This is a genomic window from Halarchaeum sp. P4, assembly GCF_051195175.1.
Lineage (GTDB): Archaea > Halobacteriota > Halobacteria > Halobacteriales > Halobacteriaceae > Halarchaeum.
In genome coordinates, this window is sequence record NZ_JBNTKC010000004.1 from 116,594 (window position 1) to 138,400 (window position 21,807).

Annotated in this window: 20 protein-coding genes; 9 read left to right on the plus strand and 11 right to left on the minus strand. The window is 69.5% G+C overall.

Annotation, left to right across the window (positions count from 1 at the left end; genetic code table 11):
* Positions 1 to 29: 29 nt before the first annotated feature.
* Both ACQUS8_RS13610 and ACQUS8_RS13615 read right to left on the minus strand, forming a co-directional pair.
* Positions 30 to 467 (minus strand): DUF6691 family protein, encoded by a 438-nt coding sequence (locus ACQUS8_RS13610; protein ID WP_435102011.1) that lies wholly within the window; start codon positions 465 to 467, stop codon positions 30 to 32.
* Positions 467 to 964: a YeeE/YedE family protein gene (locus ACQUS8_RS13615; RefSeq protein ID WP_435102013.1), complete on the minus strand. Its 498-nt coding sequence runs from the start codon at positions 962 to 964 to the stop codon at positions 467 to 469. The genes ACQUS8_RS13610 and ACQUS8_RS13615 overlap by 1 nt, the downstream gene beginning before the upstream one ends.
* A gap of 456 nt (positions 965 to 1,420) precedes the next feature.
* Between ACQUS8_RS13615 and ACQUS8_RS13620 the strand changes: the two genes are divergently transcribed.
* Positions 1,421 to 2,161: a DUF2270 domain-containing protein gene (locus ACQUS8_RS13620; protein ID WP_435102015.1), complete on the plus strand. Its 741-nt coding sequence runs from the start codon at positions 1,421 to 1,423 to the stop codon at positions 2,159 to 2,161.
* Here ACQUS8_RS13620 and ACQUS8_RS13625 read toward each other — a convergent pair.
* A complete protein-coding gene (locus tag ACQUS8_RS13625) occupies positions 2,158 to 2,562 on the minus strand; it encodes a helix-turn-helix domain-containing protein (RefSeq protein WP_435102017.1) in 405 nt (134 codons plus the stop codon). The genes ACQUS8_RS13620 and ACQUS8_RS13625 overlap by 4 nt on opposite strands.
* Positions 2,563 to 2,672: 110 nt before the next feature.
* Here ACQUS8_RS13625 and ACQUS8_RS13630 point away from each other — a divergent pair, with 110 nt between their 5' ends.
* The gene (locus ACQUS8_RS13630) at positions 2,673 to 2,948 is read left to right on the plus strand and encodes a hypothetical protein (RefSeq protein ID WP_435102019.1); all 276 of its coding nucleotides are present in this window, start codon (positions 2,673 to 2,675) and stop codon (positions 2,946 to 2,948) included.
* A 53-nt stretch (positions 2,949 to 3,001) separates the two neighbouring features.
* Complete coding sequence (locus tag ACQUS8_RS13635) at positions 3,002 to 3,472, plus strand: TRAM domain-containing protein (RefSeq protein ID WP_435102021.1); 471 nt, start codon at positions 3,002 to 3,004, stop codon at positions 3,470 to 3,472.
* Between the two features lie 10 nt (positions 3,473 to 3,482).
* Here the strand turns inward: ACQUS8_RS13635 and ACQUS8_RS13640 are convergent, their stop codons facing one another.
* Entirely contained in the window at positions 3,483 to 4,376 is an 894-nt protein-coding gene (locus ACQUS8_RS13640) for a COX15/CtaA family protein (RefSeq protein ID WP_435102023.1), read from the minus strand.
* A 100-nt stretch (positions 4,377 to 4,476) separates the two neighbouring features.
* On the opposite strand from ACQUS8_RS13640, the gene ACQUS8_RS13645 reads away from it, so the two are divergent.
* From ACQUS8_RS13645 to ACQUS8_RS13655, 3 genes are all read left to right on the plus strand, one after another.
* Complete coding sequence (locus ACQUS8_RS13645) at positions 4,477 to 5,013, plus strand: cupredoxin domain-containing protein (protein ID WP_435102025.1); 537 nt, start codon at positions 4,477 to 4,479, stop codon at positions 5,011 to 5,013.
* Between the two features lie 78 nt (positions 5,014 to 5,091).
* A complete protein-coding gene (locus tag ACQUS8_RS13650; RefSeq protein ID WP_435102027.1) occupies positions 5,092 to 5,853 on the plus strand; it encodes a hypothetical protein in 762 nt (253 codons plus the stop codon).
* Between the two features lie 49 nt (positions 5,854 to 5,902).
* Positions 5,903 to 6,829, plus strand: coding sequence for a D-2-hydroxyacid dehydrogenase (locus ACQUS8_RS13655; protein ID WP_435102029.1), 927 nt, complete (start codon positions 5,903 to 5,905; stop codon positions 6,827 to 6,829).
* 78 nt (positions 6,830 to 6,907) lie between these two features.
* Here ACQUS8_RS13655 and ACQUS8_RS13660 read toward each other — a convergent pair whose 3' ends face one another.
* Positions 6,908 to 7,939 carry a sodium:calcium antiporter gene (locus ACQUS8_RS13660; protein ID WP_435102031.1) on the minus strand — a complete coding sequence of 344 codons (1,032 nt, stop codon included), beginning with the start codon at positions 7,937 to 7,939 and terminating at the stop codon, positions 6,908 to 6,910.
* Between the two features lie 107 nt (positions 7,940 to 8,046).
* Between ACQUS8_RS13660 and ACQUS8_RS13665 the strand changes: the two genes are divergently transcribed.
* Together ACQUS8_RS13665 and ACQUS8_RS13670 are read left to right on the plus strand one after the other, a co-directional pair.
* The gene (locus ACQUS8_RS13665; RefSeq protein WP_435102033.1) at positions 8,047 to 9,018 is read left to right on the plus strand and encodes a Gfo/Idh/MocA family protein; all 972 of its coding nucleotides are present in this window, start codon (positions 8,047 to 8,049) and stop codon (positions 9,016 to 9,018) included.
* Positions 9,015 to 9,815 carry a hydroxypyruvate isomerase family protein gene (locus ACQUS8_RS13670; RefSeq protein WP_435102035.1) on the plus strand — a complete coding sequence of 267 codons (801 nt, stop codon included), beginning with the start codon at positions 9,015 to 9,017 and terminating at the stop codon, positions 9,813 to 9,815. The genes ACQUS8_RS13665 and ACQUS8_RS13670 overlap by 4 nt, the downstream gene beginning before the upstream one ends.
* Positions 9,816 to 9,819: 4 nt before the next feature.
* Here the strand turns inward: ACQUS8_RS13670 and ACQUS8_RS13675 are convergent, their stop codons facing one another.
* The 3 genes from ACQUS8_RS13675 to ACQUS8_RS13685 all read right to left on the minus strand — a co-directional run bounded on the left by ACQUS8_RS13675 (position 9,820) and on the right by ACQUS8_RS13685 (position 13,102).
* On the minus strand, positions 9,820 to 9,984 hold the full coding sequence (locus ACQUS8_RS13675; protein WP_435102037.1) for a hypothetical protein: 165 nt from the start codon (positions 9,982 to 9,984) through the stop codon (positions 9,820 to 9,822).
* The gene (locus ACQUS8_RS13680; RefSeq protein ID WP_435102039.1) at positions 9,984 to 11,726 is read right to left on the minus strand and encodes a BCCT family transporter; all 1,743 of its coding nucleotides are present in this window, start codon (positions 11,724 to 11,726) and stop codon (positions 9,984 to 9,986) included. The genes ACQUS8_RS13675 and ACQUS8_RS13680 overlap by 1 nt, the downstream gene beginning before the upstream one ends.
* Before the next feature lie 203 nt (positions 11,727 to 11,929).
* A complete protein-coding gene (locus ACQUS8_RS13685; RefSeq protein ID WP_435102041.1) occupies positions 11,930 to 13,102 on the minus strand; it encodes an enolase C-terminal domain-like protein in 1,173 nt (390 codons plus the stop codon).
* A 108-nt stretch (positions 13,103 to 13,210) separates the two neighbouring features.
* On the opposite strand from ACQUS8_RS13685, the gene ACQUS8_RS13690 reads away from it, so the two are divergent.
* The gene (locus tag ACQUS8_RS13690; RefSeq protein WP_435102043.1) at positions 13,211 to 14,401 is read left to right on the plus strand and encodes an MFS transporter; all 1,191 of its coding nucleotides are present in this window, start codon (positions 13,211 to 13,213) and stop codon (positions 14,399 to 14,401) included.
* A 16-nt stretch (positions 14,402 to 14,417) separates the two neighbouring features.
* Here ACQUS8_RS13690 and ACQUS8_RS13695 read toward each other — a convergent pair whose 3' ends face one another.
* From ACQUS8_RS13695 to ACQUS8_RS13705, 3 genes are all read right to left on the minus strand, one after another.
* Positions 14,418 to 18,989 carry a choice-of-anchor D domain-containing protein gene (locus ACQUS8_RS13695; protein ID WP_435102045.1) on the minus strand — a complete coding sequence of 1,524 codons (4,572 nt, stop codon included), beginning with the start codon at positions 18,987 to 18,989 and terminating at the stop codon, positions 14,418 to 14,420.
* A gap of 126 nt (positions 18,990 to 19,115) precedes the next feature.
* Positions 19,116 to 20,081 (minus strand): alpha/beta hydrolase, encoded by a 966-nt coding sequence (locus tag ACQUS8_RS13700; RefSeq protein WP_435102047.1) that lies wholly within the window; start codon positions 20,079 to 20,081, stop codon positions 19,116 to 19,118.
* Between the two features lie 51 nt (positions 20,082 to 20,132).
* The gene (locus ACQUS8_RS13705; protein ID WP_435102049.1) at positions 20,133 to 21,683 is read right to left on the minus strand and encodes a PAS domain-containing sensor histidine kinase; all 1,551 of its coding nucleotides are present in this window, start codon (positions 21,681 to 21,683) and stop codon (positions 20,133 to 20,135) included.
* Between the last annotated feature and the right edge of the window lie 124 nt (positions 21,684 to 21,807).

The window sequence follows — 21,807 nt, forward strand, 5'->3', positions numbered from 1 at the left end:
CGGCCGGACGGTAAGAACTAGGGCCGGGCTCAGTCGGTCCGACGCGAGCGCCAGTAGCCCTGCGCGTACGCGCCGAGGAACATCCCGGCAATCGCCCACAGAATCGGGTAGTTGCCGATTCCGACGCTGGCGTAGGCGGCGCCCGGGCAGATGCCGGAGAGCCCCCAGCCAACGCCGAATATCGCGCCGCCGACGAGGACGTTCCGGTCCATCGACTTCAGTCGGCGCGTGTACGCGGCACCAGTGATGGGCGCACGCTTACCCGAACGAGCGGCGAGGAAGAACGTGACGCCGGCGACGACGGCGGCCCCGCCCATGACGAAGAGGAGGCCGAGGTCATCGAGTTGGAGGAAGTCGAGGACGATTTCGGGTTTCGCCATCCCGCTGAGTGCGAGGCCGACGCCGAAGACGAGGCCACCGACGTAGACGACGGTGGTGAACGCCGCGCTGCGTTCGCCGTCGGACATCACGGGCTCACCCCCGCGGCCTGCACGAGTTGGGCGGTGCCGACGGCGACGACGACGAACGTCGCGACGTTCGCGAGCGACGTCTCGGAGAGCGACCCGACGCCGCAGATGCCGTGGCCGGACGTACAGCCCTTCCCGACGCGCGTGCCGACACCGACCAGAATCCCGCCGACGAGCAGCCGCCACCACTGGACGTCCGTCGTCCAAATCGTCGACTGGGTGGCGAGCGCGTAGACGGCGGCGCCGCTGACGATTCCGAGCGTGAAGACGATGCGCCAGCCGCGCGAGGCGGTGTAGCGCTGGAAGCGCGAGAGCCCCGACACGTAGGTGAGCGTGGACTCGAGGAAGGTGCTCGCGCCGGCGTGAATGCCCGTCCCGAGGTAGATGACGACGGTGCCGAGGCCGACGAGCACCCCGCCGAGGAGGTACGGGAGGACGCCGCGCGGGAAGAGGTCGCCGACGGCGAGCAAGGGGAGCGAGACGGACGCGAGACTCATACTGCGTCCACCCCCGTTCCGTCCGTCTCTGGCGTGCTCACCGCGCAGTTGTTCGGCCCGAGTTCGAGGTCGGCGGCCGCCGTGGTGCGTTCAGCGGTCATCGTACCACGACATACCGGCGGCACGCGAATAAGGATTCGTGTAGAAGTGTATCTATCGTACAAGACAGATGTCCGTGGAAAACCGCTCCCGGCCGGGACACCCGGAATCTGCGCATAGACACAGGGCAGTCGTGTCCGAGTCGAGGACGTCTCTCCCGGTGGATTTGTCGACGGCGTCACGGTCGGCGTCGGCGCCGCGGATGCCGTGAACGCGATGGGCGACGCGGACGTCGAGTTGCTCGTCTGAAGTGGGCACAACGCCTACAACCCCGCGCGGAGAATTGCGCGGTATGCCCACGGCACCGGACGAGTCGGGCGGCGCTCGCACGCACGCTGACGCGCGCCGCCGCGAGCCATGAGCGCGCCCGACGGCGACCCCGACGACCACAGTGACGAGCGCGGCGACCGAGCGGCGTCCGTCGGGGACGTCTCGCCACACGTCGGCGCCGGTCTCCTCGAGGAGGAGATGGGGCCGAGCGGCGCGATGGCGCACCTCTACCGGGGCGAAATCCACCGGATGAAGTACTGGCGCGAGCGCCTCGACAAGACCACGAACTGGGCCGTCGTCGTCATGGCCGCCATCCTCACGTGGGCGTTCTCCAGTCCCGGCCACCCCCACTACATCATCCTCATCGGCGTCGCCGCGCTCACCGTCTTCCTCGTCATCGAGGCGCGACGCTACCGAGGCTACGAGATTTGGCGGACGCGCGTCCGCATCCTCCAGGAGAACGTCTGGGCGTACGGCCTCGACCCCGACGGCGGGCTCGTCGACCCGGACTGGCGCGAGAAACTCGGCGAGGACTACCGGACGCCGACCCTCAAAATCACCGCCGAAGAAGCCATCGCACACCGCCTCCGGCGCATCTACCTCCCGTTGTTCGCCGTCCTGCTCGCCGCGTGGCTTGTGCGCATCACCGCGTTCTCCCCCGAACCGTGGGTAACGGCAGCGCGCGTCGGCGTCATCCCGGGCGTCGCCGTCGTCGCCACCGTCGCCGCCTTCCACCTCGGGGCGCTCGCCGTCGCGTGCCGGCCCCGCACGTGGCACGCGAAGGGCGAACTCCGCGCCGAAGACCTCCGGAAGAGCCGTCGCGACTAGCGCTCCGCCGTCGCGGACGTCGCGGCGCTCCCCTCGTACTTCTCCTCGAACTCCCCGATGAGCTGGCCCATCTTCGCGTACCAGTCGTTGAGCGTGCGCTGCATCTCGCGGGCGATGTCCTCAGTGTCGCGCGGCCGATAGACGTGGTAGTAGCCGCCCTGCTCGTAGTTCACCTGCTCCTTCTGGAGGAAGCCCGCCTGCAGGAGCCGCTGGACGGAGCGGTACGCCGTCGAGCGCTCGCGGTCGACTTCCGCCGCGATGTCGTCGACCGTCAACGCCTCCTCGCGGTCGTGGAGGAGTTCGAAGACCTCCTTGTCGATCTCCTTCAGTCCGTGAAAGCACTCCAACAGTCCCTCACACTCCATGTCTCGGCGGAGCATCTCGCTCATCGAGTCGGCCATCAGTTAGTCGCGACTAGGGCGGACGCACCCAAAAAGATTGTCACGAGCGCACAAGACTGTTCGCCCGCCCGGAGACAGGTATTTTCGCCCGCGTGCCCTACCCGGGACGTATGAGCGAGAGCGAGCACGACGCATTGACGCGGGCGAGCGAGGTCGTGGTGTCGTTCACGCCGGCGGACGACCGGACGGGTGCGGCGCTCGACGCGCCGTCCTATCGGCGCTACCTCACGCGTGCCCACGACGGCGCCGTCGCCGTCGGCGACGAGTGGGAGGAGTTCGTTAACTGTGGCTGCGGGACCACGCGCGACGTCACCCTCCGCGTCGAGTCGACGGACGGCGACTACGTCGACGCCGAGACGACGTTCGTCTTCGAGCCGCGAGAGTGACCGTTCGGCGTAAGACCCGCAAGTTTTAGCACTTCGGACCGTAGGAGTGGGTAATGGCTGAGATATCTGATTCGCTTCGCCTACTGTTCGAGACGTCTATCGAATCCGACGGCGACCGATACGTCGTCCCGATTCCGCGTGAACTCGTCGAGAACGGCACCCTTTCCGCGGGCGACGCCTACCGCGTCGCGCTGCTGGCGGCCGACGAAGAGTCCGACACCGAACCGACCACCGAAACGGCGACGAGTGCGCGGGCGACGAGTGCTGAATCCTCGACGTCCACGTCCAGCTCCACGGAGTCCTCCGAGCGACATACCCAGCGCCCGCCGGTCGACGAGGGCGACATCCGCACGGTGACCATCGACACGCTCGGCGACCAGGGCGACGGCATCGCGAAAGTCGAGCGCGGCTTCATCGTCATCGTCCCCGGCACCGAGCCCGGCGACCAGCTGAACGTCGAAGTGACGGACGTGAAGGAGACGGTGGCGTTCGCAGAGCCCGTCGAGAGCTCGGCCGAGCGCTAGGCGGTCCGCGTCACGCGGTCGGCGTCGCGTTCACGCGGTGGGCGGCACGCGCGGCGAGCGCGACGCAGACGAACTGCACACTGAGGAGCACGTAGGTGAACGCCTCGACGCGCGCGGTGACGACGAAGAGGCCGGCGACGAGATAACTGTTGAGGAGCGTCGCGACCGCGCCGAGCGACGCGTAGACGGCGACGTCGACGTTCCCGAGATCGCGCGCCCAGAGCGCGAGCGCGACGAAGACGGCGACGCCGAGCAGGCCGAAGAGGTGGTAGGCGGTCTGGACGGACGGCCAGAACGTGAGCAGGAAGTCGCGCGCGAAGACGGCCTGCAGAACGGGGAGCACGAGCGCGCCGTAGGCGGCGTAGCGGAGGCGAGTGGGCGTCGCACCGGCACCGTCGGCGGCGTCGAGCCAGACGTAGGATGCGACGAGCGCGACGTAGATGGCGAGCGCCGTCGTGAGGTGGACGAGTTGGGTCGGGGGTGCATAGCCGCCGGGGAAGAGACCGGCGACGGTGACGGTGAGCGCGCCGAACGCCACCTGCACGGGCAGGAGGAGTGCTGCGAGGCCGGCGCTCCGGGAGACGCGGCTCCTCTTGTGCGTCCACCAGAGCAGGACGGCGTTCCCGACGATGAGGTAGCCGACGCTCATCGCGACGAGGCGATGGAACCACTCGATGAACTGCGGGACGGAGAGGCCGACGGGCGAGAACTGGCCCGCACAGCCCGGATAGGTGTTGTTGCAGGTCGCGCCGGCGCCGGAAGCGGCGGTGAACTCCCCGAGGAGGACGAGCAGGAAGGTCGTCACGAGCGTGAGCGCGGCGAACCCGCGGGCGTGCCGGACGAAGACGCCACCGACGCGCCGCGGCAGAGAGGCGGCCGACGCGCCCGTCGTCGACGTGTCCATACGCCGGGGTAGGGGGACGCGATATAAATGCCTGCAGGTTCGACGCCGCCGAGTTCGGAGACCGCGGAGTATTTGTCGTGCGTCACCCCAAGATGGGAGTATGAACCGGCGCGCGTTCCTCGCGACCGGCGCGGCGACCCTCGGCACAGCCGTCGCCGGCTGTCTCGGACGGGGGTCGGCGGACGCCTACGACGTCGCGATGGTCTCGGACGGCTTCGTCCCCCAGTCCACCGTCGAGGTGCCCGACGACGCCCCGAGCTGGGTGCCCCGCGACGTCCCGACGCTCGAAGTGACGGTCGGCGACGAGGTCGTCTGGGAGAACACGGGCGCGCGCAACCACACGGTGACGGCGGCGACTCAGCGCCACGCCGAGGTCGAGGAGCTGCTCGGCATTTCACAGGACGGCGGCCACTCCCACGCCTCTTTCCTCCCGGAGGGCGCGTCGTTCTTCTCCTCGGGCGACTTCGAGAACGAGGTGGCGGCGACGAAGTCGTTCATCGAGGAGCTGAACGGCGGCGGCGTCATCCCGCCGGGCGAGCGCTACACGCATACGTTCGAGGTGGCGGGCTGGTACCACTACTTCTGTATCCCGCACCTCCCCGCGGGAATGATGGGGAATATTCACGTCCGGGAGTGACGGCGTCTCGACGCCGCACGCGCCCGTGCGGCCGCCATTCTTATGCGAGCACCGTCGATAGCTACGCGTAGAACGACCATGACAGACTCGAAGCCGGACCCCGACGTCCGATTCGACGACTGGCCAATCGAGAGTTCCGGGCGATACGCGGACTGGACGGTCGAACGGGCGTCACCGAGCGACGAGGACGTGACGGACGATCTCGCCAAGGCGTACGAGCAGCAACTCGGCGCGGAGGCGAAGTGGATCGGGTCCTCGGCGTCCGTCTCCCCCTATCTCTACGTGCCGAGTGAGTCCACGCTCTACGAGGCCGAACTCGACGAGGAGAACCGGCGCGTCCTCCTCCGGGAGGCCGACCGCCACGAGGTCGGCGAGGAGACGAGTCTCGGCGAGCGCATTGAGGAGATCGGTGAGGAGCACGGCTGGGAGTGGCTCTCCGAGTTCGCCCGCGACCACCTCGAATCGGAGGGACGGGAGGTGTCGACCGCCGTCGAACCCGGCGGCAGTCGCTTCCAGCAGCGCAACGTCGTGCCGGACGCCGATCACGACCTCGCGTTCTTCGGCTCCCACCGGTTCGTCGACCAGTCCGACCGCGAGCACGTCATCGAGCGGACCTTCCGGGTCGACGCGGAGACGGGCGAGGTGACGGTGACGGCAGACTACCTCCTCACCGATCCCGACGACGAGAGCGAGGCGGAGCTCGTCGCGGACCGCGAGTACGAACTCGAGGTGGACGCCGACCCGGACGACGCGGACTTCGAGCGCGCCGTCGAACGTCAGATTCGCGAGTGGCACGAGGCCCACGCCGGGTGGCCGGACGCGAGCGAATCCGACGAGTAACCCCGGAACCGTCGTCCTTTATGAGCCGCGAGGATGAAGGCGCGAGGCGATGACCGACGTTGTCGTCCTCCGACAGAAGATTCACGGACTCGACCCCGCGGACTACGCCGACGCGATTCGCGACGCGCTCCCGGACGCGGACGTCGCGCTCGCGCGGACGCCCGCGGAGGAACGCGACCTCCTGATGGAGGCGAGCGTCGCCACCGGCTTCCAGATCGACCCCGACCTCGTCGCGGAGTCGGACACGCTCGAGGCGTTCGTCTGCACGTTCGCGGGCACCGACCACCTCCCGCTGGACGCGTTGGAGGAGGCGGGCGTCACCGTCGCGAACGCCTCCGGCGTCCACGGGCCGAACATCGCCGAGCAAGTGCTTGGCTACGTGCTCGCGGACGTCCGGAACCTCCGGCAGGCGTGGGAGCAACACGAGCGTTCGGAGTGGCGCCACTTCCAGGGCGGCGAGCTCCGGGGCTCGACGGCCACCGTCGTCGGCATGGGCCCCATCGGTCAGGCGATCATCGAGCGCTTCCGTGACTTCGGCGTCGAGACCGTGGGTGTGCGCTACACGCCCGAGAAGGGCGGGAACGCCGACGAGGTCATCGGCTTCGAGGAGGGCGCGCTGCTCGATGCCTTCGGCCGGAGCGACTATCTCGTGCTCGCGTGCCCGCTCACCGACACCACCGAGGGCCTCGTCGGCGAGGAGGCCTTCCTCACGCTCCCGACGGACGCGATGCTCGTGAACGTCGCGCGCGGCCCCGTCGTCGACACGGACGCGCTCGTGTCGGCGCTTCGCGGCAACGACATCCGGAGCGCGGCGCTCGACGTCACCGACCCCGAACCGCTCCCCGCCGACCACCCGCTCTGGACGCTGGAGAACTGTCTCGTCACGCCGCACAACGCCGGCCACACCCCACAGTACTGGACGCGCTGTGCGGACATCCTCGCCGACACGGTCGAAGAAGTCGGCCTCACGTTCTAAGCGACCATTCTCCGTCTCTCGCGGGCACTCGGTTTCGGCCCGCACGGCGACCGAGCGCCGGTGCGCGCCATCGCCGGGCTACGCGCCCTTGATGACGTGGGTGACCCCCACGGTTTCGGCGACGACCCACGCGACGAACGCAACGTAGGCGACGAGGAGCGCGTAGGACTCGACGCTCGTGAGCGAGAGGTCGGTGCGCATGATGGCGAAGAGGAGGACGGTAGCGAGCGTGAGCACGCCGAACATCGGGACGGCGACGGCGAAGTCGACGGTGACGGTGCCGACGATGAGGACGCCGAGCGGGATGGCGACGAGCAGGTCGAAGGTGTTCGAGCCGAGGACGTTCCCGAGACTGGTGACGCTCTTGCCGGCGCGCGCGGAGCGCACGCTCACGAGGAGGTCGGGGAGGCTGGTCGCGGCGGCGATGATGGTGACGCCGGCGAGGAACGCGGGAATGCCGAAGGTGTGGCTGAGCGACTCGACGCCGCCGACGAGTTGCTCGACGGCGACGAGGATGAGCGCGAGGCCGGCAAGGAGGCGGAGCCACTCGCGGCCCACCGGAATCTCGACGCGCTCGGCGGCGTGGTCGCTGACGTCCTGCCACTGGATGAAGACGTAGAGCGCGTAGAGCAGGAGTGGGAGCGCGGCGAGCGGCCGGGTGAGCTGGCCGACGAGCGCGTGTGCGCCGGAGACGGGCGCGTAGATGACGCCGAGCGCGAACGTGAGGACGAGCGTCGCGACAGCGACCATGTAGAACTGCGCTTCCTTGTAGACGATAGTGCGATTCGTCTCCATCTCGCCCTCGGCGAAGATACCTGCGACGGCGGGGATGACGAGGATGTTGAAAATGGCGGAGCCGACGATTGCGCCGACGCCCATGTCGAAGGTGCCCGCGAGCGCGGTGAAGACGACGCTGGCGAGTTCCGGGAAGCTCGACCCGATGGCGACGACGATGGAGCCCTGTACGACCGCGGGGAGGCCGTAGTAGGCGGAGAGATGTTCTGCCGACTCCTCGAGCCAGCCGCTTCCGAGCCAGATGACGGCGGTGGCGACGAGGATGAGGAGGACGCTGACGACCGGGGTATCGGGGAGGAACCCACCGAGGACCATGTGGGCGTGGTTCTGGCGACACCACAATGGAACCATCGGTCCCACGGGTGTCACCGCGGGTTTCCGCCACCAGTAGCTACAACACGGCCGGTCGTGTGCGTTCGTTCATGACAGTCGACATCGCGTTCGTCGGCGCAGGCGGTATCGCGAGCAAACACCTCGAGCACCTCACGGGGAACGACCGGGCGAACGTCGCCGCCGTCTGCGACATCGACGAGGACGCCGCCGACGAGTGGGCGAGCACGCACGACGCCACCGCCTACTACGACTGGGAGGTGCTCTTCGACGAGGCGGACTTCGACGCAGTGTTCGTCTGCGTCCCGCCGTTCGCCCACGAGGGCCAGGAGTTGCGAGCCATCGAGGAGGGCGTCGACCTCTTCGTGGAGAAGCCGCTCGCGCTCGACCGAGACTACGCCCGCGAGGTCGAGCACGCCCTCGAGCGCTCGGACGTCATCACGCAGGTCGGCCACCACTTCCGCTATCTGGACTGCGTCGAGCACGCCCGCGAACTCGTCGGCGACCGGACGCTCGCGACCGTCTACGGCCAATGGGTCGGCGGCGTCCCGGGCGGCGACGGCCACTGGTGGCGGAGCCGCGAGCAGTCGGGCGGCCAGGTCGTCGAGCAGTCCACGCACGTCTTCGACCTCGTTCGGTATTTCGGCGGTGACGTCGAGCGCGTCGCCGCCGAGGGCGACCTGCGGGTGCGCGAGGACGTCCTCGACTTCCCGGACGCCGTCGCGGCGACGCTCCACCACGATGACGGCCTGCCGAGTCAGGTGACGACCAGCGCGGCCTCGCCGTCGGGCGACGTCGGCGTGACACTCGTCGGCGACGGCGTCCACCTCGACCTGCGCGTCCACGAGAACGTCTGCGAGGGTGTCGTTGACGGCGAAGACGTCCACTTCGAGGGCGAAAACGACGGCCACCACACCGAGGTCGACGAGTTCGTCGCGGCCGTCGACGAGGGCGACGCCTCACGCTGCCGGTCGCCCTACGGGGACGCCGTCCAGACGTTCGCGACGACGCTCGCCGTCTCCGAGGCCGTCGACCAGGAGGGAAAACTGGAGGTGTCGCTGTGAGCTTCGACGTCGGCGTCACGGTGCCGCTCGTCTACGACTGTGGCCTCCACGAGGGCATCGAGCGTGCGGCCGCGGCGGGCGCGGACGCCGTCGAGTTCTTCGACTGGGAGGCCGTCGACATCGAGGCCGTCCGCGAAACCGCGGACGAACACGGCGTCTCGATTAGCGGCGTCCTCGGCGCCGGCGCGGGCGCGAACATCGACAGCGCCGAGCGCCCGGCGGTCAGCTATCCCGCGGACCGCGAACAGGCGGTCGCGGACCTCGAGCGTTCCATCACCGCCGCTGCCGAGCTCGGCGCGTCGACGCTCATTACGACGGTCGGCCAGCGTATCGACACGCACTCCGCGGCCGCCCAGCAGAACGCCGTCGTCCGCGTCCTCCGGGAGGTCGCACCCACAGCGGAGGAACACGACGTGACGGTCGTCCTTGAGCCGCTGAACACGCGCGTCGACCATCCGGGGTATTTCGTCGAGACGTCAGAGCGCGGCTTCACCATCGTCGAGGCCGTCGACTCCTCGCACGTCAAACTCCTCTACGACGTCTACCACCAGCAGATAACGGAGGGGAACGTCACGCAGACGCTCACCGAACACCTCGACCTCGTCGGCCATGTTCACGTCGCGGACGTCCCGTGTCGTCACGAACCTGGAACGGGAGAACTCGACTACGCGCACGTCCTCGGCGCGCTCGACGAGGCGGGCTACGACGGCGTCGTCTCCGGGGAGTTCACACCATCGGGCGACCCGGACACGGCCGTCGAGTCGTTCGTCGCACTGGCCGACGACGCCCGCGAGTAGCCCCTCACCCCGCGACGAGATGGGTTTCGCGGAAATAGATGAGGACGCTCGCGCTGAGGAAGATGAGGCCGGCGACGCGGAGGCGCCCCACGGTCATCGCGGTGAGTGCGACGGCGAACAGCGCGACGATGCAGGCGGCGGCGAGCGTCGCGAGGGCGTTCCGGGCCATCAGTCGTCGGCGCTCTCCGGCGTTTCGCTGATGTCCGTGACGACTTCGGTGCGCGTGGTGTCGACGTCGACGTCCTCGCCGGTGAGCGCTTCGACGCGCTCGGCGAAGCGCTCGGACTGGAGAATCTCGTACTCGTTGTCGAGGCCGAGATACACCGTGTAACACATCACGACGAGGATGATGGCGAACGGGAAGCCAGTAGCGATGGCGGCGGTCTGGAGGGCGTTGAGGCCGCCGCCGTAGAGAAGGAGCGCGGCGACGGTGCCCTCGATGACGGCCCAGAAGACGCGCTGGGCTTTCGGGACGTCGTGCTTCCCGCCGGAGGTGAGGTGGTCGACGACGAGCGACCCCGAGTCGGAGGAGGTCACGAAGAACGTCACGACGAGCGTGACGGCGAGCAGACCCGAGACGGCGCCGAGCGGGAACTGGTTGAGGAGGGCGAACATCGCCACTGTCTGCCCGGCTTCCTGGTAGAGCTGGAGGGCGGCGCCGTTCCCACGGAGCGCGTTGAGCAACGCGCTCCCACCGAAGACGGAGAGCCAGATGGTCGAGAAGAGCGACGGGATGACGAGGACGCCGACAACGAACTCGCGGACGGTGCGGCCGCGTGAGATGCGCGCGATGAACATCCCGACGAACGGCGACCACGCGATCCACCACGCCCAGTAGAAGACCGTCCACGCGTGGACGGTGTCCTGGCCGGCGCCGAGGACGCCCGTGAAGAACGCGAGCGACGCGAGGTTGCCGAGGTAGGCGCCGAGGCCCTGCACCCACGCGCCGAGGACGGAGACGGTGGGACCGACGAGCAACAGGAAACCCATCAGCGCGAACATGAGGTAGACGTTCAGGTTGCTCAGGCGCTTCACGCCGCCTTCGAGGCCGGCGGCGACGGAGACGGTGGCGATGCCGGTGATGGCGGCGATGAGGAGTATCTGTGTCACCACGCCGGTCGGGATGCTCACGACGCCGAGGACGTCCCCGAGGATGTAGGAGAGGCCGGTGTTGATTTGGGCGACGCCGAGGCCGAGCGACGTCGCGAGGCCGAACAGCGTCGCGAACACCGTCACGAGGTCGATGACGTGGCCGGGCCAGCGGTAGATGCGCTCACCGAGGAGCGGCCAGAAAATCGAGCGGAACGTCAACGGGAGGCCGCGGTTGAACGAGAAGAACGCGAGGCCGAGGCCGACGAGGCCGTAGATGGCCCACGGGTGGAGCCCCCAGTGGAAGAACGTCTGTGCGAGCGCCGCCGCGCCGGCCGCACCCGTCTTCGCCTGGGCGTCGAAGAACCCGGGGACGTTCGTGAAGTAGTAGAGCGGCTCGGAGACGCTGTAGAACATCAGGCCGATACCCATGCCGGCGCTGAACAGCATCGACATCCAGGAGAAGTCGCTGAACTCCGGTTCGGCCTCAACGCCGCCGATGCGTATCTTCCCGTACTTGCTGAACGCGAAGAAGAGCAGGGCGGCGATGAAGACGTTGACGGCGAGGAGGTAGAACCAGCCGAAGTTCCCCTCGAAGAACTCGCGGACGGCCATGTAGGCGGTGCTCGCTCGACTGCCGAGGAGGAGCGTCGCGGCGACGAACGCCCCGATGAGGAGGAGGGCGACGGGGAAGACGACGGGGTGGACATCGAAGCCCCACTTCTGGATGTTCGTGTCGCCGGGTTCGCGCTCCGATTCGGGGTGGAAGAACTCGCTCTGGAGGCCCTCAATGTCCTCCGTGGTGTCGTCGCGCTCACTCATGCGTACGCGATTCGTCGTGGGTATCGTTGACGTGCAGTCATGTGGACGAGTCGTGACTGTGCGGACAGTCGACGACGGTAGTTGTAGTCCGACGCGATAACGAGTGGCCGTCACGAGATCGGCGGACAGCGCCGACCTGTCGATGTGTCAGCCTCCGAAAGGAAGTGTTGGTGTGGAGACGGGTTAGCGTTACGGCCCCGGGGTTACTCGTAGACGTGGACGGAGCCGGTGGCGTTGTTCTCGATGTAGTCCCAGTCGTAGGTGACGCCGAGGCCGGGGCCGTCCGGAATCTCGACCATCCCGTCATCGTCGATGGAGTCGAGCTGGTCGTCGTACTCCTCGTAGACCGGCGGCGTGGTGTTCGCGGCCTCCGGGTGGACGAGCGCCATCTCGTAGTAGTTCGTGTTCCGCGTCGCGGCGATGCACTGGCGCTGGGCGGGGCCGGGCGCGTGGAACTCGACGTCGATGCCGAAGCCCTCCGCGACGTTCGCGACCTTCATCGCGCCCGTGATGCCGCCGTCGTACTCGGGGTCGGCGCGCAGGAAGTCCGTGGACTCGCTCGCCGCGAAGTCGGACTTGATTTCGAGGCCGCGGATGTGCTCGGTCTGCAGGATGGGCGTGTCGAGTTTCTGGCGGAGCTTCCGGTGGGCGTGCTGGCTGATGCCGGCGTCGCGGAACGGGTCCTCGTACCAGTAGAAGTTCTGCTCGTCGAGCGCGCGCCCGAGTTTGAGCGCGTCCGCGAACGTCTCGAGTTCGCAGGCGGGGTCGTGCATCAGGTCCATCCGATCGCCGACGGCCTCACCGACGGCGTGCACGGCGTCGATTTCGCGCTGGAGGTCGCGGGCGTGGTCGCCGCCGCCCCAGCCGTGAATCTTGAAGCCCTCGTAGCCCATGTCCGCACACTCCTCGGCGAACTCGGCGAACGCCTCGGGCGAATCGAGGCCGCCGTTCTCGTCGCCGTGATAGGTCGAGGCATAGGCGGGGATTTTCGTCCGATACGTGCCCAGCAGTTCGTGAATCGGCGCGTCGTAGTACTTCCCGGCGAAGTCCCAGAGCGCGATGTCCATCGGGCCGATACCCATCCGGTCGTACTTGCGGAGCGCGCGCTTCAGCTCCGACCAGTGTTTCTCACGCTCCAAGGGGTTCTTCCCGACAAGGTAGTTCGCGACGAGGTTGTACTGGGCGGCGCCCGGGGAGTTCCCCCCGACGTACTCGCCCGTAATGCCTTCGTCCGTGTGAATCTTCACGGCGAAGAGCTTGCGCTCGGTGGTCTCGCCGGGCTCGTAGACGAGGTTGAAGCCGTGCTCGTCCGTCCCGACGTCCTCCAACTCGTAGGCGAACTCGGTGCTCTCTATCTTGGTAATCTCCGGTGCCATATCCGCCGACTCAAAGCCCGACAGTATAAGCGTTGGTCACCGAGAAGCGCGCGACGGCGTCACGACCCGAACACTCATGCATCCGTGTGTGAGACAGGGGCATAGTCGATGCAGTCGTTCGACAGCAAGTGGCGCGCGCTCGCGCTCGTCGGCGTCGCCGAGCTGTTCGCGATGACGCTCTGGTTCAGCGGGAGCGCCGTCGCCCCAGAACTCGCGGCGGCGTGGGCGCTCAGCCCCGTCGAGACGGCGTGGCTGACGAACGCCGTACAGGTCGGTTTCGTCGTCGGCGCGCTCGTCTCCGCGTCGCTCACGCTCGCGGACGTCGTCCGGCCGCGCGTGCTCTTCTCGGCCTCAGCGTTCCTCGGCGCCGCGGCGACGGCCGTCATCGCCGGGTTCGTCACGAGCGGCCTGCCCGCCATCGCGCTCCGCTTCGTCACCGGTGTCGCGCTCGCCGGCGTCTACCCGACTGGGATGAAGATGATGGCGGCGTGGTTCGACGAGGGCCGCGGGCTCGCCATCGGCGTCCTCGTCGGCGCGCTCACCGTCGGCTCCGCGTCCCCACACCTCCTCCGCGCGGTCAGCGGCCTCGGCGACCCGAACCAGGTGCTCTACGGGACGGCCGCGCTCGCCGCGCTCGGCGGCGTGCTCGTCCTCGCCTACGAGGACGGCCCACACCAGCCGTCGAGCGCGCCGTTCGACCCCGGCGCGATACGGCGCATCGTCACCGACCGCGACGTCGTGTTCGCGAACCTCGGCTACTTCGGGCACATGTGGGAGCTCTACGCCGTCTGGACGTGGATTCCGGTCTACCTCGGTGCGAGCCTCGCCGCGGGCGGGACGCCGGACGCCGCACGCGTCGCCGCCTACCTCGCCTTCGCCACCATCGCCGTCGGCGGCGTCGGCGCGTGGCTCGCCGGGTCGGCCGCCGACCGCTGGGGGCGCTCGCTCATTACGAGCGTCTCGATGGCCGTCTCCGGCGCGGCCTGTGTCCTCGCCGGCCTCGTCTACGCCGCGCCGCTCGCCGTCGTCGCCCCGTTCGTCCTCGTCTGGGGGCTCGTCATCGTCGCGGACTCCGCGCAGTTCTCCGCCGCAGTCTCCGAACTCGCCGAGGAGAGCTACGTCGGCTCCGCGCTCACGCTCCAGACGGCCGTCGGCTTCCTCCTCACCACCGTCTCCATCCAACTCCTCCCGCTCGTTCAGGACGCCGTCGGCTGGCGGTGGGCGTTCGCCCCGCTCGCCGTCGGCCCGCTCGTCGGCATCGCGGCGATGCTCCGCCTCCGCGCGCGAACGGGACTGTAGCGGGAGACGGGAGGGGTTAGCGGCGTCGGCGCCGAACGGCCGCGAGCGCCGCAAGCACGACCCCAAGAAGGGCCGCGGCCGGCCCGAAGCCCGGCGACCCCCCGCTCGTCGTCGACGGGTCGGTGTCGCCGGCGTCGCTCGCGTTCGGCGGCCTCGCTGACGACGTGTCGTTCGTCGTCGCGTTCCCGCGTACGCGGACGGTTCCGGCCGCAGTCCCCTCGACGGACAGGGCGTAGGTTCCGGACTGGAGGAAGGAGACGGTGAGTGTGACGCGCTGGGACTCGTTCGCGGCGAGCGAGACGCGGCGCTCGGCGACGACGCTTCCGTTCGCCGTGACGGTGAGCGTCCGGTTCGCCGCCGACGCCCCCCGGTTCACGACGGTGGCGCGCACGGAGAGCGGGTCGCCGGCCTGCACCGTCGTTCGGGCGACGGAGACGTTCCGAACAGCCGTCTGACGCGTCGACGCAACAGCGAACGCCGAGAAGCCGGGCGTTTCAGCCGTGTAGACACCCGCACGGAGACGCGCCGTGTCGAGCGGCCGCCACGCGCCGTCGTGGTAGTGGTAGAGCGTCACCGACCCGGGTGCCGCGCGGAGCGCGTCACCGGCGCGGACGCGAATTCGGGCGGACTCGACGGCCTCCTCGGAGAGCGAGCGCGTCGTGACCGTGAAGTAGCTCCGTGCACCCGCGAGGGCCGGCGTCGAGTCCGGCGCGCTCGCGGCCGGGTCGCCCACAGAGACGCGAACCGTGTCGTCGGCGCTCGGCGTGAGCGAGAGGACGAGCGCCCGAACCGCGACGGCGTCGGAGGCGGCCGCGTCGGCGCTGAAGTTCAGTGCGAGCGGCTGCGTGGCCGTCGCGTTGTACACCGTGGCGTTCACGCCCGCCGCGGTGTCCGTCGTCGAGACGGTCGGGTCCTCGGACGGGGACGGACTCGGCGCGACGGCACCACCGCCGAGGCCACCACCGCCGGCGCCACCGACGAACCCGCTACCGCCGCCGGTGCCGCCAGTGTCGCCCGTGCTTTCGGTCCCGTCACTCGTGGTGGTCGTGTCGGTGCGCTCGACGGTGACGGTCCGAGTTCGGGTCGCGACGCCGTCGTTCCCGGCCGCGTCGGCGGCCGTCCGGAGCGTCACAGTGTAGGTGCCGGCACTCGCGTTCGCGTGTGTCGCAGTGTAGCGTCCGTCCGCGACGGTGAAGTCGTCACGCGTGAGGGTCGCGTTCTCCGGGCCGGTGAGCGTCACGGTGAGCGTCGCGAGCGCCTCCGTGCTCGTCAGCCCGACCGTGAGGTCGCTCGCGTTCGCCCACGCGGTGACGTTCGACACCGTGGGCGCCGTCTCGTCCACGCGCTCGCCGACCAGCCGGACGTCGCGAATGGGCACGTCACGGCCGTTGGCGGCGCCGGAGAGGCGAAGCGTCCCTGTGTAGGTGCCGAGCGCGTCGGCATCGAACGTCACGTTCAGCGTGAGGCGCTCGCCCGCCGCGAGCGTGCGGTTCGGGAGCGCGGCGAGACCGAATCCCTCACCACCAGTGGCGAGTTCGTCGAGCGTCAGGTCGCGCTCGCGGTTGTTCACGAGCGTCACCGTCCGCGTCGACGTCTCGTTCGCGCCGATTCGTCCGAAGTCGAGCGACGCGGACGTGACCGTCACGTTCGGCAGCCGCCCCGAGAGGCCGACGCGCGCCGGACTCCCGGTGGCGTTGTGCGCGAGGCGGAGGGTCGCGTTCGCCGGGCCGACACGCTCAGGTGTGAACAGTACCGCAAGCGTCGCGTTCGCGCCGGGCGCGAGCACCGTTGGTGTCGAGTCGTTCGCGAGCGCGTAGGCGGGCGTCGCCGTCGCGTTCTGCCGTGCAGGGACGAGCGTCGCGTTCGAGACGTTCAGCGGCCGGTTCCCGGTGTTCGCGACCGTGACCGTCGCGCGTTCGCTCGTGTCGTGCGTCGTCGTCCCGAAGTCGTGGCTCGTCGGTCGAATCGTCGCCTCGGGGCCGACGCCCGTTCCGGTGAGCGTCGCCGTCGCGTTCGCGCCCGGCCCGTTGTACGCCACGGTGAGCGTCGCGTTCGCCGCCCCCGAGGCCGTCGGCGCGAAGCGGACGCCGATGGTGGCGTTCTCGCCCGGGCTGAGCGTGCCGTTCGGCGTCGCCGTCACCGTGTAGGCCGGCTGCGTCGCCGTGACGTTCTCGACAGAGAGCGGCGCGTTCCCGGTGTTCGTGAGCATCACGTTCCGCGTCGCGTTCTTGCCGACGGCGACGTCGCCGAAGTCGAGCGACGCGGGCGTGACAGCCGCCGTCGGCGTCGTGTGGACGGTGACAACGCCCGTGCGCGGTGAGAGGCGCGCCGTTACCGCGTTCGCCTCGGAATGCACCGTCCCGTCGAGGACGCGCCAGCGCGCGCCGTCGTAGTGCCAGAGACGCAGGCGCGACTCGTTCCCGACGTCGGCCTCGGCGTAGCGGACGCCGAGACCGAGATTGCCGTCAGCGGCGTCGCTGCCGGCAGGCGCCACCCGGAGATAGGGTGCGCTCCCACCGGGGAGCGTCACGTTCGGCGCGGTGGCGTTCGCCAGCAGGAAGCCCTGTCCGGCCGCCGCGACGGTGGTGTTCGCGACAGCGAGGCCGCCCGCGTTCAGGCGTGCACCATCGCCCACGCGAACGGCGGCCGTCGTCGTCTCGAACGTGACGTTCCGGACGCGGACGACGCTCCCCGTCGCGTTCACACCGAGCGCGCCGGCGAGCGTGGCGTTCGTGACGGTGACGTTCCCCGCGCCGACAACGCGGACCGCGTCACCGCCCGTCGTGGCGACGCGGTGGCCGTTCCCCCGAAGCGCCACGTCGTCGCCCGTGACGCGCATACAGGTGCCGTTCGCCGCCGTCGCGTTACCCGTCAGGACGGTCCGCCCGCCCGCATCGACGACCGCGCAATGCTCGCGGTAGACCGTCGAGAGCGCGTCCACCGCGCCCTCGGCGTCGACGAGGCCGTAGCCGGTGCGGTTGTTCGGCGCGGCCGCGTGGAGTTGCCACGCCGACGTGAGCAGGCGTTCGCGGAGGGCAGCCGGGCCGAGGTGATCGTCGCTCGCGTCCACGAGGAGGGCGACGACGCCCGCGGCGTGCGGCGCGGCGGCGGACGTCCCCGGGAACGTGTGGGTGTCGTAGGCCGTGGTGTCCACGCGGTCGGGCGCGAGCAACTCTGGTTTCAGCACGCCGTCCACCGTCGGGCCGCGCGAGGAGAACGCCTCGAGGGCGTTCGTGGACTCGCGCACCGCGCCGACGGAGAGCGCGGCGTCGACGACGGCGGGCCGCGTGATGCTCTGCAGGCGGTCACCGTGTTCCGTGAACCGGGAGCCGTCACTGAGGAAGACGTTGAACGCGTCGCTCCCGGACGCGCCGGCATCGCGGACGAACAGGCGATACTTCGAGTAGCCGGACGCGCGCAGTGTCTCGTACGGGGGCTGTGAGCCGGTCTGGAGGCGCGTGGAGGACGCGACGGTCGTCCACGCGCTCCCGTTCCACGCCTGCAGGTAGGCGTCGTAGTCGTCGCTCGAATACGGCCAGTCGTTCCAGTTGAGCGTGACGCTGACGCGCCCGCTCGCGGACCGGATGGTCGCCGTCTCGTCCTGGCCGGTGAAGTTGAGCCATCGGTCGCCGTCGCCGTCCCGCCACGTCGTGTTCAGGTGGCCGAAGTTCCCGGCGTTCCCCGCCGAAATAACCCACTGCGTGCCGTTCCGGACGCCAGCGCGGATGCCGCGCCCGAGCGCCGTCTGCCCGTTGAACGGTCCGGACTTGATGCCGAGCGAGGCGACGGCGACGTCCGCGTCCGTCTCGCTCGCAATCCACTCGGCGGCGCGCGCGAAGTCCGTCCCGGTGTCGACGTCCACGAGCAGGACGGTGGCGTTCGGCGCCGTGTCGACGACGAGTTCAGCGACGGCCGTGCCGTGGGTCCCGGTGGCGTCGAACTCGCCCGACCCGAAGGACTTCGTCGTCGCGACCTGTCCCGCGATTTCGGGGTTGCTCGCGTTGAACCGGAGGCCGACCACCGCGACGGTGGTGTTCGTCCCGGTGATGCCGTTCCGGTGGAGCGCGCTCACGTTCATGTTGTCGAGCGCGTCGGAGACGACGCGGCCCTGCCCGCCCGCCGCGCTCGTCGCCTCGGGATAGACCGGCCGCCGGACGTACGTCACGTCGGGGCGCGCCGCGAGCCCCGCGAGCGCGCCGCGCGGCAGAGTGGCCTGCACACGGCCCGTGACCGTCGTCGACACCGCGCCGCCCGCGTTCCGCACCGCCCTCGTGACGGCCGGCGCAGCGTCCGTCCGCGTCTCCAGAACGACGGTGACGCGCTCGCTCGCCGACGTCGCCGACGCCAGCGGGGACGTGAGTCCCGGCGCGACCTGCGGCGTGCGCGTCGTCCCATTCGAGCCGTTCAGCGGCGGTGCGGCGTCCGTCTCGACGGGCGCGGCCGAGTCGGAAGACGCGTTGGTCGTCTCGCTGGTCGTCCCGTTCGCCGACGTCGTCGCGGTCTCGTTCGCCGCGACGCCGACACCGCCGACGGCGGGCGCGGCGACGAGGAGGAGGACGAGACAGACGGCGCGCCGGGTGGCGGTCATGTCGCCGCCTCGCGGGCGAGAGCCGGACTGGAGGAGGTAGCCGACTGGGGGGAGTTCGGAGTCAGCGTGGGAGGAACCATCACGCGGGACCCTTCCGCTGTCCGACACTTCAGTCTGTTCGCCGCGTCAGGGCAGGTCGGCGGCGACGAACTCGACGGCCTCCTGTGCGCGCTCGATACGCCCGATTTCGGTCGCGAAGCCGTGAATCATGTCGTCGAACTCCTCGAAGGTCGTGTCGACGCCGTCGCCGACGAGTTTCGCCGCGTACGCGCGTCCACCGTCCCGGAGCGGGTCGAAGCCGGCGGTGAGCACCGTCGCGGGCGCGACGCCCGCGAAGTCGTCGGCGTGAATCGGGTCCGCGTAGGGGTGGCGCTGGGTCGCCTCGTCGCCGTAGTAGCAGTCGCGGAACCACTCGAGGTCGTCCTGCGTGAGCACGAGTCCCCCGAACTCCTCGACGGATTCCTGACCCTCCGCGACGCCGACGCCCGGATAGAGGAGTGCCTGCCGGTCGATGTCGGGGACGACGTCCGTCTCGACGGTGACGCCCTCGCGCTCGATACCCGCCTCGCGTTCGGCGGCCATGAGCGCGACGACGGCGGCGAGCGTCCCGCCGGCGCTGTCACCCACGACCGACAACTCGCCCGTCGAGCGGAGTTTCTCGGGGTTGTCGGCTGCCCACGCAGTGGCGGCGTAGGCGTCCTCGACGGCCGCCGGGAACGGGTCCTCGGGTGCGAGCCGGTAGTCGACGGAGAGGACGACGCTGTCGCTCTCGGTCGCGAGCGCGCGACAGAGCGCGTCGTGGGTCTCGATGCTCCCGAAGACGAAGCCCCCACCGTGGAAGAAGACGACGGTCGGATAGGGGCCGTCGCCCTCCGGCCGGTAGGCGCGCACGTCGATGTCGCCGTCGGGGCCGGGCACCCGCATGTCGGTCGTCGCGGCGACGGCGGGACCGGACGTGCCGCCCATCGCCTCGGTGAGACGCTGGAGGAAGCGAACGCGGCGAACGCCCAGCTCGTGCAGCGGCCCCAGTCCGAGCGACCGCCGGCGTTCGAGGACCGCGCGGGCGTCCGGATGGATGTCGTCGATGTCCATATCGCGTGACAGTACGGCGACGGCCGGGAAAAATCGTCCCGTCGCCCGGCGTCAGTCGTCGTCCGACCGCGCGGCGTCCGCCTCGTCGAGCTCGATGACGAAGCGCGTCCCGGTGGGGTCGTTCGGTTCGATCCAGACTTCGCCGCCGTAGGCGTCTATCATCGAATCGACGAAGAACAGCCCGAAGCCCGACCCGCTGTCGCCGCCCTCGTTCGCGCTGGAGACGCCGCGGCGGAACACCTCATCGTGTTTCTCCGCGGGAATGCCAGGGCCGTCGTCGGCGATAGTGATGCGGACGCGACCCTCGGGGACGTCGGGGTCGTCGTCGGTCGCGGCGCCGACGCGCACCGTCGGCTCGCCGTCGTCGTTGTGCTCAACAGCGTTGTGCAAGAGGTTGTCCAGGACGTCCGTGAGCATCTCGTCGGCGGCGACCGCGGTTTCGGGCAGGTCGCCCTCGATTGCGACGTCGACGTCGGTGTAGGCGTCGTGGAGCGCCGCAACGCGCTCCCGGAGTATCGAGAGCGGAACCGGCTCGCGCGGCCACGAGTCGCTCGTCAGCGTGTCGAGCGTGATGCGCATCCGGTCGATCTGGTCGCTGATGTCGGTGCTGCGCGAGGCAATCGTCTCGGCGTACTCGCGGAGCGGGTCCTCGACGCGCTCGGCGATGAACTCGGCGCGCGAGCGGATGACGAGGACGCCGTTCTGGACGTCGTGGCGCAGGAGGCTGTGGAGGAACTCGAGTTGGTCGGTTCGCTCCTCGAGTTCGGTCTCGCGCGCCGTCTTCTCGCGTTCGAGCCGGTCACGGCGCTCCTCCAGCAGGTGTTCGCGTTCCTTCTGCTCGGTGATGTCCGTGAGGAGGAGGTAGGTGTGCTGGTTGTTCGTCGGGACGACGCGCACCCGGAAGTACTGGGCGTCGTCGCCGTCCTCGCCGGGCAGCATCGCCTCGACGTCGAGGCGGTCCTCGGCGCGCACGTAGTCGAGAATCGTGCGGTCGAGTGCGGCCCCGTCGACGGGCCGGAGCGCGTCGAGGAGGCGTCGCGGGCCGCCGACGTCGAGCGCCTCGAAGGAGCGGTTGGTGTCCGTCACCTTGGGGTCCTCGCCGGCGAGGCCGAACGTGACGATGGCGTCCGTCGTGTGCTCATAGAGCGCGGCGAGGTGGTCGCGCTCGGTCTCCAGCGACGCGCGCTCGCGGTGTTTCTTGACGTCGTTGACGCCGATTCCGAACCCGGCGAGCGCCGCGACGATGACGGCATTCGCGGCGATGATGTGCAACTTCAGGTGGTCCTGAATGGCGACCTGAATCCCGACGATGAGCACCATCAGGACGGTGGCGATGGCGGCGGTGAGCGCGGTCCAACCGCCGACGCGATAGACTTCGAGGCCGTCCCAGTCGCGACGGACGAATTCCGCCGTCCCAACCAGCAGAACGAGTGCGAGCGTCGCTGGGAGGGCGTTCTCGGCGAGCGTGGACGCGACCGTCGTCCGCGGCGGCGTGAATACGTCCGTCCAGATGTCGTACAGCGGGACAACGAGCGTGAGGAGGCCGATAAGCACTAACACCCCGGTCCCGGCGTACCGTCTCCACCCCACGGATTCTCTCATAGCGGAACATATCGACTTGAAGGGAGAAATATATGGGGGGCCATGCGACACCGTCACTCTCGACAGTCCGGCCCGTGTCTGGGTTTGTCGGTCCGTAACTAAGGGTCGCACAGAGGTACGACGT